The following is a 12,296-nucleotide window of genomic DNA, read 5'->3' as shown; positions in this document are numbered from 1 at the left end:
CAACAGTTTTTCCGACGGAGATACACACATGAAGGTCTATTACGACAAGGACGCCGATCTGAGCCTGATCAAGGGCAAGAACGTGGCCATCATCGGTTATGGCTCGCAAGGCCATGCCCACGCTCAAAACCTGCGTGATTCGGGCGTCAACGTGACGGTCGGTCTGCGCAAGGGTGGCGCTTCGTGGTCCAAGGTGGAAGCCGCTGGCATCAAGGTCGCTGAAGTCAATGACGCCGTCAAGAACGCTGACGTCGTGATGATCCTGTTGCCCGACGAGAACATCCCCGAGGTGTACAACAACAACGTCGCCCCCAACATCAAGCAAGGCGCCGTGCTGGCGTTTGCCCACGGCTTCAACGTGCACTACAACCAGGTCGTGCCCCGCGCTGACCTGGACGTGATCATGGTTGCCCCCAAGGGCCCTGGCCACACCGTGCGCTCCGAGTACCTCAAGGGCGGCGGCGTGCCTTCCCTGATCGCCATTTACCAGGACAAGTCGGGCAAGGCCAAGGACATCGCCTTGTCCTACGCAGCAGCCAACGGCGGCACCAAGGGTGGCGTGATCGAGACCAACTTCCGCGAAGAAACCGAAACCGACCTGTTCGGCGAGCAAGCCGTGCTGTGCGGTGGCGCGGTTGAGCTGGTGAAGATGGGCTTCGAGACGCTGACCGAAGCCGGTTACGCGCCTGAAATGGCCTACTTCGAGTGCCTGCACGAGCTGAAGCTGATCGTTGACCTGATGTACGAAGGCGGCATCGCCAACATGAACTACTCGATCTCGAACAACGCCGAATACGGCGAGTACGTGACGGGTACGGAAGTGATCAACGAGAAGTCGCGCGAAGCCATGCGCAATGCGCTCAAGCGCATCCAGACTGGCGAATACGCCAAGATGTTCATCAACGAAGGCAAGACGAACTACCCGAGCATGACCGCTCGCCGTCGTCTGAACGCCGTGCACCCGATCGAAGTGGTCGGTGGCGAACTGCGCGCCATGATGCCTTGGATCGCCAAGAACAAGCTGGTTGACCAGTCGAAGAACTGATCTGGCTGGCCGGACTGGTTCCGGCTTCGCTGTGCTTCAGATGAAAGCCGCCGGGGTGCAAGCCTCAGGCGGCTTTTTTGTTGGGGCCAGGCCCTGTGGGGGCTTCCCAATGCAAGGTGCCGCAGAGCTTGTCCATCAGCGGCAGCACGATGTTGAAGTTGTGCGTGTGCATGAGGTCGCGGCGGTGGTGCAGGCGGTGCAACTGGCGCATCTCGCGCAGCCAGGGCAGGCGTGTGAGCCAATGGCCCTCGGGCAGATGGTGGCAGGTGTGGAAGAACTCGTAGAGCAGGTAGCCCAGGGTCGCGTGCGCACCGAAGATCCAGGCGACGTTGGCTTGGGCGAGTGTGCTGATCAACCAGATGGCCGGCGCCACGAAGGCCAGCAGGTAGACCACGATCAACCAGGGCGGGAACAGGATCACGCGCCAGTCTCGCCAGTCGTCGTAGCTCATGGTCTGTTCACTGAAGAAGCTGTGGTGGTCCCCCGTGTGGCGGGCGTAGAACAGGGCGGCCCAGCTGCGCTTGTGATGGCCCAGTGCCCGGTGCACCAGGTAAACGGCGGCGTTGAACACGAGCAGGCCGATGGGGGCTGCCAGCCATTGCCAGGGCTGGCTGTCATGGACCTGGCCCAGCAAGCCGATGTAGGCCGCTACGCCAAGCCCGAACACGAACACAGCGTGTAGCAGCGCGTTGTAGCGGGGGCTCACCTGGGCGCGGTAGCGGAGACGGAATGCCAGGGTTGCGTCACGCATGTCGGGCCTCCTGGGCAAAGCGGGGCTGGATGGGCTTACGGGGCTGCGGTGGCAGCGGGCTTGTCTGGCAAGGGGCCGGCCGTCCAGCCGCCACCAATGGCTTTGTAGAGTAGCACCGTGGTCATGGCGCGTGCGGTTTGCGCCTGAATCAGGTCGTCCTCGCGTTGCAAAGCACTGAGGCGGGCTTCCAGCACGGGTTGCAGCAGGCCCGAACCCTCATCGAAGAGCTTTTGCGCATGCAAGGCCCCATCCGCGGAGGTGCGCCAGGCCGTGGTCAATTGCTGTGCACGCTGGTCCAGCGCGTGGCGTGCGCTGTAGGCGTTCTCGACGTCTTCCAGTGCGGTGAGCACGGCCTGTTCATATTGCGCGGCGGCGGCATCCAGCCGAGCGTCGCCAGCCTTGATGTTGGCCTGGATGCGGCCCCCTTCAAAGATCGGCAGCCTGACACCGGCTCCCCAGGCCGTGAAGCTGGAGGCGGCGGAGGGCAGGTTGCCGATCTCCAGGTGGCCGTCGTTGGACAGGAAGCCCAGGTAGAACTTGGGCAGGACCTCGGCCTTGGCGCTGCCCAGTCGGGCCGCCATCGCGCGCACCACGTTGGCACTGCCCCTGACGTCGGGGCGGCGCTCCAGCACGTCGGAGGGCAGGATGCCGGGCAGTTTGTCGGGGATGACGCTGGCATCGGCCGGGGCGCTGGCAGTGGGGCGGGGCAGGGCCTTGAGGGCTTCTGGCGTCTGACCGGTCAGGACCGCCAGGCGGCGCAGACGCGCACCCAACAGGCTTTGCAGCGGCGCTTGCATGGCCCCCAGGGCCTCGACGGCGGCCTTGCTGCGGTCGATGTCGTAGCGGGTGGCTTGCCCGGCATCGAAGCGCCCTTGCGCATAGCGTTGCAGGCGCTGGGCGGTGGTGATGCTGCGCGCCAGCACGTCCATGCGGCGCTCCAGGCTGCGTGCTTCGATGTAGTTGCTGGCGATGTCGCCGGCCACCATCATCTGGGCGCCATGCAGCTTCTCTTCATAAGCCAGCGCGGCCTGGCGCGCGGCCTCTGCATCGCTGCGGCGCGAGCCGAAGATGTCCACTTCCCAGGCGGCCGCGAAGCCGCTGCCGTTGAAGGAACTGATGGGGACGTTGACAGGCGGCAGGTTGACCGGGACGGGCAGCGGCACCGTGGGTGGGCTGACCTCGTTGAACTTCTGCCGGCCGGTGGCGCCGTATGCCATCAGCGTGGGGTAGAGCGCCGACTCGGCGGTGGTGACCACGGTGCGGGCCTCACGTACCCGGGCGATGGCCGCCCGGATATCGGGGTTGGCGGCCAGGCCCTGGTCGATCAACTGGATCAGCGTGGGGTCCGGGATGGTGTGCCACCAGGCGGCGATGTCGCTGCCTGTCGCCGCATCGGCGCTGGATGCCGTGGGCGCGTGATCGAAGGCCTTGGGGGTGGCCACGTCAGCGGGCATGTCCACCTTGATGGTGGTACAGGCGGCGAGGGTCAGGCACAGCATGGCCGCGAGGCTGCATGCACGAAGGGTCGGTGTGGAAATCATGAAAGGCTCACGAGGCATGCTGGTCATGGAAGGCGCGTGACTGGGTCGAGTCGGCCTTGGGCCGCGGACAGCAACACGGCCAGTGCGGTGGAGGCCACACGTGTGCGTGGGTTGTCTGCTCGGTCAATCAGGATCACGGGCACCAGCGCGCCCAGCACAATGCTGGCCACATCGGCATCGGCCAGGAAGCTCAGCTGTTTGACGAGCATGTCGCCGGTTTCGAGGTTGGGCACCACGAGCACGTTGGCTTGGCCCGCCACGGTTGAATCCGGGTTCTTTCGCCGGGCCACATCCGGGTTGATGGCGGCGTCGAATGACAAGGGGCCATCCACCAGTCCGCCGATGATCTGGTGGCGCTCCACCATCTTGCACAGGGCTGCGGCATCCATGGACGAAGGCAGGGCGCTGGTGACGGCGTCGGCCGCCGACAGGACGGCCACGCGCGGCTCGTCAAAGCCCAGCACGCGAGCCAGGTCGATCGCGTTCTGCACGATGTCGCGCTTGACCTCCAGCGTCGGCTGGACATGGATGGCCGCGTCGGTCACGATGAAGGGGCGAGGGTAGTCCGGCACATCCGCCACATAGGCGTGGGTGATTTCGCGGTGCTGCCGCAAGCCCCCTTCATGCGCGGTCACGGCCTGGAGCAGGGCTTCATGCGTGATCTGCCCTTGCATGATGGCGGCCACATCGCCTTCTCGGGCCAGGGCAACGGCCTGCCATGCCGCGGAAGTGGCCGAGGAGGCTTCCTCCCACTCGCAGCCGGACAGGTCCAGACCATGCGCTTGCGCCAGGGCTTCCAGGCGCGCACGCTGGCCAATCAGCAGCGGCTGGATCAGGCCGCTGCGGGCAGCATCCAGCGCGGCCATGAGGCTGTCCAGTGAATCCGGGTAGACCACGGCACAGCGGATGGCCGCAAGCGGCGTGGTCAGGGCCATCAATTGGGCAAAGCGCTCGTGGCGATGCAGGTGCAGTTCTGGCAAGGGTTGGGCTTCGCGCCGGACCTTCACGCTGGGTGCCATGACTTCGGCTTCGCCGGTGATGACGGGCTTGCCCAACTGGTTGCTGCAGAGGCAGTCCAGCAGCACCATGTTCTTGTCGCGCTTTTCCTTGACCGTGACGGTGACGGTGATGACGTCATCCAGGCCAACCGGCCGCACGAAGTGCAGTTGCTGGCCCACGTAGATGGTGCCAGGCCCCGGCAGCTTGGTGCCCAGCACGGTGGAGATCAGCGTGCCGCCCCACATGCCGTGCGCGATGACTTTGTGGAAGGGCGTGTCACGCGCATAGGCCTCGTCCAGGTGCGCCGGGTTGACGTCACCGCTGAGGATGGCGAACAACTCGATGTCGTCCTTGGTCAGCACGCGCGTCAAGGAGGCGCTGTCGCCGACGTTCAACTCGTCGTAGCAGCGGTTTTCCAGCATGACCGGGGTGTCGGCAGTAGGGCTCATGGCAGGGGTTGGTTCATTGTTCGTGCACGTATTCGCCGGGGGCGTCGGGCAGCTTCTTCTTTTGATCGGGCAGGCCCATGCGCGGGGGGGCGATCAGCCCGCTGGAGTGGCCCACGAGCCAGTTTTCCCAGGCGGGCCACCACGAGCCCTCCTGATGAGGCACCTCGGCCTGCCAGCGCTCAGGGGAGATGTAGCGCTCTTCGGGTGTGCGGCGGCGCAGCTGGAAGTGGCGATTGGGGTGTCCTGGCTCGCTGACGATGCCGGCGTTGTGGCCGCCACTGGTGAGCACGAAGGTGATGTCCAACGGCAGCAAATGGAGCTTGTAGACCGACTTCCAGGGGGCCACGTGGTCGCTGACCGTGCCCACCGCAAAGCAGGGGATGCGGATATCGGTGAACCAGATGGGCGCGCCGTTGACCTCGTAGCGACCGGTGGCCAGATCGTTGTGCAGGAAGAGCTTGTGCAGGTATTCGGAGTGCATGCGGGCGGGCATGCGGGTGGTGTCGGCGTTCCAGGCCATCAGGTCATTGGGCTTTTCGCGCTGGCCCAGCATGTAGTCCTTGAGGGCGCGCGACCAGATCAGGTCACTGGTGTGCAGCAGCTTGAAGGCCCCGGCCATTTGCGAGCCCTGCAGCACGCCTTGCTCGGCCATCATGGCCTCCAGCAGGTTGACCTGGCTGTGGTTGATGAACAGCAGCAACTCGCCGGCTTCGGTGAAGTCGCCCTGCGCGGCAAACAGCGAGATCGAAGCGAGGCGCTCGTCGCCGTCGCGGCCCATGGTGGCGGCGGCGATCTCCAGCATGGTGCCGCCCAGGCAGTAGCCCACGCTGTGGATCTTGCGATCGGGGATGACCTTGCTGATGGTGTCGATGGCGGCCATCACGCCATCGGCGCGGTAGGTCTCCATGCTCATGTCGCGGTCGGCGGTGGTCGGGTTCTTCCACGAGATCATGAACACCGTGTGGCCCTTGTCGACCAGGAACTTGACCAGCGAGTCGTGGGGCGACAGGTCCAGGATGTAGTACTTCATGATCCAGGCGGGCACGATCAGGATGGGCTCGGCGTGAACTTTCTCCGTGCTCGGGCTGTACTGGATCAGCTCGATCAAATGGTTGCGAAAGACCACCTTGCCCGGGGTGATGGCCACGTTCTCGCCGGGCTTGAAGGCGTCCACGCCGGCCGGCGGCAGCTTGTGGACGATGCGGTGCAGGTCATCAAGCCAGTTGAGCGCGCCACGGAACAGGTTCATGCCGCGCTCGTCCTGGGTGGCCTTGACCACGTCCGGGTTCATCCAGGGCACGTTGGACGGCGAGAAGATGTCCATCCATTGGCGCGCGGCAAAGGTGGCCACGTCCTCGTGCTTGTGGCTCACACCGGGCACGTCGCGCGTGGCGCGGTCCCAGGCGCGCTCCATGACCTGGAAGGTCTGTGCATACAGGTTGTAGGGCCAATGCTGCCAGGCGGCCGAGGCAAAACGGGGGTCCGAGCAGCAGATGCTGCCCTGCCTGCCGGGTTGCATGAGGTTGCCCGCGGCCTCTTGCGCGTCCTCCAGCGTGCCCTTGACCACGTCCAGTTGCTTGCCCGGCGAGATCGCCAGATGGGTCAGCCAGTCCAGGTACACCAGCATGCTGTGGATGGGCGAGACACCACCCATCATCTGCCCCATCTTGCCCTGCGTGTGGCGGTCGATCTTGTGAACCAGCTCCTGCCATTGCTCGGCGGGTGTGGGGGCGGCTTGCGTTTGCGGCTGCGCCTGGATTGGATTGCTCATGTGGGTCACCTTGTTTGGGGCATGTCAGCCTTGTCGGGCCAGCATGGAACGGAACCTTGTCAGGGCGATGAAAAGAAACAGCGCACCAGCCGCGGCCACTGCCAGCAACTGAGGCCAGACGATGTCCAGCCCCGCGCCGCGGTACAGCACGGCCTGCGTCATCTTCACGAACTGCGTGGTGGGCGATACCTGAACGATACGCTGAATCAGCTCGGGCATGCTTTCCACAGGCGTGGCCGCACCCGACAGCAGGTACAGCACCACATACACCGGCGCGGCCAGCAAGCCGAACTGCGGCATGGACGAGGCCAGGGTGGCCAGCAGAATACCCAGGGCCGTGACGGCAAACAGGTACAGGGCGGTGCCGGCAAGGAACAGCGGCACCGAGCCCAACAAGGGCACATGCAGCCACTCGTGCACCACCAGCCACAGCGACAGGCCCACGGCCAGCAGGATCACGCCCCCATTGGCCAGGATCTTGGCCATGGCGATCTCGCTGGGGCGCACCGGCATGACCAGCAAATGCTCGATGGTGCCGTGCTCGCGCTCGCGGATCACGGCGGCGCCCACCAGGATGATCGCCAGCACGGTCACGTTGGTCACGATCTGCATGACCGAGGTGAACCAGTGCGACTGGTTGTTCGGGTTGAACAGCACGTGCATCACTGGGGGCGCGGGCAACATGGATTCGATGCCCTGTTGGTGGAAGAAGTCCAGCAGCTCTTTGAGGAAGATCTGATTGAGGTAGACCACACCCAGGCCGGCCTGCGTCATGGCCGTGGCGTCCACCGTGACCTGGATCGAGGGCGCACGCCGGGCCAGTACATCGGCCTCGAAGCGCGGCGGGATGTCGATCACAAAGATGACCTCGCTGCTGTCCAGCGCGGGGCCGGCTTGCTGGTGGGTGATGTCCCGTGGCGGCTTGAAGTAGGGCGGGCGAATGGCATCGCGCAGCCGGCGCGACAGGGCCGAGTTGTCGCTGTCGATGATGCCCACCGAGGCGTTGGCCACTTCGGCTTTCACGCCCTTGGCCGTGCTGTAGATGGCCACCGTGAAGGCGAAGATGATCAAGGCCATCAAGGGCACATCGCCAAACAGGCTGCGCAACTCCTTGTTCGCCAGGCGGGACACATTGCGGCTCCATTGCCATACAGCTTCCCACATGGTGTCAGCCCTCCTGCTTTCTGACCAGCACGCGTGCCAGACCGAGGTAGAGCAGGCCAAAGCCCATCAGCGCGGCGTACATCGGCAGGAAGCTGCCAAAGCCCAGGCCTTTGGTGAAGGCCCCCAGGCTGATCAACTGGAACCAGGATGCCGGGAAGCCCTTGCCCACCCACAGGGCCGAGCCGGTCAAGGTGGACACCGGGTAGAGCAGGCCCGAGAAGTTCACCGATGGGATCAGGCAGATGATGGCCGAGGCAAAAGAGGCCGCCACCTGCGTTTGCAGGAAGGCCGAGATCAACAGACCCAGGGCCGTGGTGGCGAACACGAAGGTCAGGGCCCCCAGCGCCAGGGCAAAGAAGTCGCCCTTCAAGGGCACCTGCAGCAACACGATGGTCAGAAAGACCAGCGTCAGGAAGCTGGCCATGGCCAGTGCGATATACGGCAGTTGCTTGCCCAGCAGGAACTGCCCGACGCTGGCCGGCGAGGCGTACAGGTTGATGATGGAGCCCATCTCTTTTTCACGCACCACGCCCAGTGCGGTCAGCATGGCCGGGACGATGATCAGGCACAGCATCAGCAGGCCGGGTGTGGAGGCATAGATGCTGCGGAACTCCTGGTTGTACGAGAAGCGCGGCTCCAGGCTGGCAGGCAGGGGGGGGGGCACCAGGCCTGGTTGTTCGCGGGCAAAGCGCATGGCGTGTTCCATCACGATGCCCGTGGCATAACCGCGCACGTTCTCCGCGGTGAAGGGACCGGCACCATCAATGTAGAAGGCCACCTCGGGGTGGCGCCCGCCAATCAGGTCCCGGCCATAGTTGGGCGGGATCTCGACCACCAGCGACACATCGTGCGACTGCAGCACGCGGTTGATGTCGGCCATGTCGCGCAAGGGCGCGTGCTCGTCGAAATACCGTGAGCCGGCAAAGTGCTCGATCAGCTGGCGACTGTCATGGCTCTGATCGTGATCGAGCACCGAGAAGGCCACGTGTTCGATGTCGAACGAGATGCTCCAGGCCGCGGTCACCAACAAGATGATCGGGCCCAGCAGCGCAAAGGTCAGGCGGATGGGGTCGCGCTTGAGCTCCATGGCTTCGCGCCGCGCAAAGGCCCACATGCGCGACAACCACAAGAGCAGGCCGATGTGCCTGGTGCGGGCTGGTGCCGTGCGGGGCGAGGCCGGGGCTGATTCATCAGGCTTTGTCGCAGGCACTTGGGACGTCGCCTTCACCGTGGCAGCGGCCTGCGCCACCTGCACGGTTTCATCGGCCGCTTCGAGGTAGGCAATGAAGGCCGTCTCCAGCGAGTCGGCCCGCTTGCTGTCACGCAAGGCCTGGGGCGAACCCACGGCCAACACGGTGCCCCGGTGCATCAGCGAGATGCGGTCGCAACGCTCGGCTTCGTTCATGAAGTGGGTGGACACGAAGATGGTCACGTGCTCTTCGCGTGACAGCTTGGCCAGCTGGCGCCAGAACATGTCGCGCGCGGCCGGGTCCACGCCTGAGGTTGGTTCGTCCAGGATCAGCACCTCGGGGCGGTGCAGGCAGGCGGCGGCCAGTTGCAGGCGCTGGCGCATGCCCAGCGACAGTTGCATGGGTTTGGCGTCCGCATGGTCGACCAGGTCAAAGCGCTGCAGGCCGTCTTCGATGGCGGCATCGGCCGCCGGCCCTTCCAGTTGATACAGCCGGGCATGCAGCGTCAGGTTCTGGCGCACGCTCAATTCTTCATACAGCGAGAAGGCTTGAGACATATAGCCCACGCGCATGCGCGTGCTCAGGTCGTGCGCATTGATGGGCTGGCCTAGCAGCATGGCCTGGCCATCGCTGATGTCCAGCAGGCCCGTCAGCATCTTCATCGTGGTGGTCTTGCCGCAACCGTTGGAGCCCAGGAAGCCGAAGATCTCGCCCCGCTCGATGCGAAAGCTCACGTCGTTGACGGCGATGAAGTCCCCAAAGCGTCGCGTGAGCCCCTTGGCCTCGATGGCCGGTGGCCCGTCCGTGGTTTCACGCGGCGGGATCACCAGCGCTTCACCGCTGCCGCGCTTGTCGGGCGGCAGCATGGCGATATAGGCGGCTTCGAGCGTTTTCTCGGGCGTACGTTCCAGCACCGCATGCGTGTCGTCAAACACCAGAATGCGGCCGGCGTCCATGGCGACCAGGTACTCGAAGCGCTCGGCTTCTTCCATATAGGCTGTGGCGACGATCACCGTCATGCCCGGGCGCTCCTGGCGCAGCGTTTCCACCAGCGACCAGAACTGGCGCCGCGACAAGGGGTCCACCCCCGTGGTGGGCTCATCCAGGATCAGCAGATCGGGGTCGTGCACCAGCGAGCAGCACAGGCCGAGCTTTTGCTTCATGCCACCTGACAACTTGCCAGCCGGCCGGCCGCGGAAAGGCGCCAAGCCGGTGGCGTCCATCAGGCGCTGGATGCGGGACTCGCGTTCCGCTGCGCCTTGCCCGAAGAGCCTGGCAAAGAAGTCGATGTTCTCGGCCACCGACAGGGTGGGGTAGAGGTTGCGGCCCAGGCCCTGGGGCATGAAGGCCACGCGCGGGGCCAGTTGCGCCCGGTTGTCGGCCTGCGCAATGTCCAGCCCAAGCACCTCGACCTGGCCATGCTGCAGGCGCTTGACCCCTGCGATGATCGACAGCAGCGTGGACTTGCCCACGCCATCGGGCCCGACCAGGCCAATGGTCTTGCCGGCAGGCAGCGCCAGGTTGACGTGGTCCATGGCCCGTGTGGCGCCATAGGTGTGCCCCAGATCCGTGATCCGGACAGCCAGATCCTGGCAGGTGTCCACGGCTGGGGCGGCTGGAGGCCGGTTCATGTTAGTGGCCCTGGCTCAGTTCTTGGTGGTGTCCACCGGCGGCAACTTGACGGCCAGGTTGTCCGGCCACTTCACCGACTTGTCTGCGCGCACAAAGCCATAGCCCGTCAACCCCGCCTTCACATACGCTGCATATTGCATGGCGACCTCAGTGGGCACCTTGAGCTTGACGCGGTAGACCAGCTTGTCCCGCTCTGAGGTGGTCTCCACATACTTGGGCGTGAACTGGGCTTCGGCCGCCACAAAGGACACGCGCGCGGGGATGGTGAACTGCGTGGCCGCATCCAGCACGATGCGGGCCTCGTCGCCCACTTGCAGCCTGCCGGCAATCGAGGTGGGCAGGAACACCGTCATGTGCACATTGGACGTGTCCAGCAAGGTGGCCACGCGCCCGCCGGAGGGGATGACCGAGCCGGGCTCGACCACGCGGTATTCGATGCGGCCATTGACCGGCGCGCGCAGGCTCATGTCCTCGATGGCGATGTCCAGGCGCTTCATTTGCGCCTCGGCTTCGGACCTGGCTGCGGTGGCCTCGCCAATGGCGGCCGTGGCCACCATCACCCCGGCGTTCTCGCCGTCACGCTGGGCCTGCCTGCGCTCAACTTCTGCACCGGACACCAGCGCGTCCTGCTTCAACCTGGTGGTGTGGTCCAGCTCCAGCTGGGCGATGCGCGCCTGCACCTTGCGCACTTCCGTCTCGGCGGCCGCACGCGACATGGCCTGGCTGGCACGCTGGCGAGCGGCTTCCACGGCGGCGCGCTGTGCGACCAGTTCGGTGCTGTCCTGGCGGGCAATCAGGTCGCCGGCCTTGACCAGATCCCCTTCGTTGACTGGCAACGCGATGATGCGGCCGGGGTACTTGGCCGCGATCTCGATGCGCTCGACTTCCAGCCGGCCATTGCTGCGGATCAGCCCCGCAGGGATCGGGTCATGGTGGCTGTTGACCCACCAGGCCACGCCACCTGCGGCAAAGACGGCGGCGGCCAGGATCAGCCAGGTGGTGGTTTTCTTGCTCATGGCGTGCAGGGCAGGTTGGCAGCGCTCAGCAACTGGGCGCGAAGATGGGGGGCGAGCACGTCAAGTAACTGCTCGACGCGTTGTGGGGTGATGGCGTCCCATTGCAGGCGGCGCATCAGGACCGAGTCTGCAAGACGCAGGCAGATGAATTGATGAAGCAGAAAAAAGGACAGGGTGCGCGCATGGAAGTCATCGGGTGAGCGTTGCATGATGCGCGCCACCACCTCGTTGAGGCTGCGCTGCACGGGCTCGACCACTTGTGCAAAAACGCGCTCGAAAGCTTCACCGTGTTCGGTCTGTGCCCGCAGGAAGAACTGCACCCAGCTCCCGGGTACCTTGTCTGCCAGCAGCAGCCGGGTCTCGTCCAGCAGGAAGTCGACCGTCAGATCGATCAGGCGCTGCACGTCCGAGGTGAGCGCGCTCTGTTCGCGCAGCCTGGCCAGTGGCCCGGCTTGTTCCTGCTCGATGAAGCTGGCGAGGTGCCCCGCCGCCTGCGCATACAGGTCTTCTTTGGTGCCGAAGTAATAAGGGATGGCGCCCAGGTTCATGGACGCGGCCTGCGCAATCATCCGGGTCGTGGTTGCATCAAAGCCATGCCGGCCAAACAGATCCAGCGCGGCCAGGACCATGCGCTCGCGGGCGAGGGCGCCCCGGCTGGCTTCTGTGGATCGCGGGGATGTCATGACCGATGCGCCCTGGTTGATGCCTGTGCATTTTGAATTCAGTCGATCGTATGAC

Annotated in this window: 9 protein-coding genes; 1 reads left to right on the top strand and 8 read right to left on the bottom strand. The window is 64.9% G+C overall.

Annotated elements, in window-relative coordinates; genetic code table 11:
- The first annotated feature begins 28 nt into the window (after positions 1-28).
- Positions 29-1,045, top strand: coding sequence for a ketol-acid reductoisomerase (gene ilvC / locus HY019_RS17005; protein WP_290694503.1), 1,017 nt, complete (start codon positions 29-31; stop codon positions 1,043-1,045).
- A gap of 64 nt (positions 1,046-1,109) precedes the next feature.
- On the opposite strand, the gene HY019_RS17000 is transcribed toward ilvC, so the two are convergent.
- The 8 genes from HY019_RS17000 to HY019_RS16965 all read right to left on the bottom strand — a co-directional run bounded on the left by HY019_RS17000 (position 1,110) and on the right by HY019_RS16965 (position 12,241).
- On the bottom strand, positions 1,110-1,796 hold the full coding sequence (locus HY019_RS17000) for a sterol desaturase family protein (RefSeq protein ID WP_290694501.1): 687 nt from the start codon (positions 1,794-1,796) through the stop codon (positions 1,110-1,112).
- Between the two features lie 35 nt (positions 1,797-1,831).
- On the bottom strand, positions 1,832-3,295 hold the full coding sequence (locus HY019_RS16995) for an efflux transporter outer membrane subunit (protein WP_290694499.1): 1,464 nt from the start codon (positions 3,293-3,295) through the stop codon (positions 1,832-1,834).
- Positions 3,296-3,360: 65 nt separating this feature from the next.
- Positions 3,361-4,785: a bifunctional enoyl-CoA hydratase/phosphate acetyltransferase gene (locus HY019_RS16990; protein WP_290694497.1), complete on the bottom strand. Its 1,425-nt coding sequence runs from the start codon at positions 4,783-4,785 to the stop codon at positions 3,361-3,363.
- A 13-nt stretch (positions 4,786-4,798) separates the two neighbouring features.
- Positions 4,799-6,556 (bottom strand): alpha/beta fold hydrolase, encoded by a 1,758-nt coding sequence (locus HY019_RS16985; protein ID WP_290694495.1) that lies wholly within the window; start codon positions 6,554-6,556, stop codon positions 4,799-4,801.
- Between the two features lie 24 nt (positions 6,557-6,580).
- Positions 6,581-7,720, bottom strand: coding sequence for an ABC transporter permease (locus HY019_RS16980; protein ID WP_290694493.1), 1,140 nt, complete (start codon positions 7,718-7,720; stop codon positions 6,581-6,583).
- A 4-nt stretch (positions 7,721-7,724) separates the two neighbouring features.
- On the bottom strand, positions 7,725-10,541 hold the full coding sequence (gene rbbA, locus HY019_RS16975; RefSeq protein ID WP_290694491.1) for a ribosome-associated ATPase/putative transporter RbbA: 2,817 nt from the start codon (positions 10,539-10,541) through the stop codon (positions 7,725-7,727).
- A 15-nt stretch (positions 10,542-10,556) separates the two neighbouring features.
- The gene (locus HY019_RS16970; protein ID WP_290694489.1) at positions 10,557-11,558 is read right to left on the bottom strand and encodes an HlyD family efflux transporter periplasmic adaptor subunit; all 1,002 of its coding nucleotides are present in this window, start codon (positions 11,556-11,558) and stop codon (positions 10,557-10,559) included.
- Positions 11,555-12,241 (bottom strand): CerR family C-terminal domain-containing protein, encoded by a 687-nt coding sequence (locus HY019_RS16965; RefSeq protein WP_290694487.1) that lies wholly within the window; start codon positions 12,239-12,241, stop codon positions 11,555-11,557. The genes HY019_RS16970 and HY019_RS16965 overlap by 4 nt, the downstream gene beginning before the upstream one ends.
- Positions 12,242-12,296: the final 55 nt, after the last annotated feature.

The sequence above is a fragment of the Aquabacterium sp. genome (genome assembly GCF_016195855.1).
Lineage (GTDB): Bacteria > Pseudomonadota > Gammaproteobacteria > Burkholderiales > Burkholderiaceae_C > Aquabacterium.
This window is presented reverse-complemented; position numbering and strand designations above follow the sequence as displayed.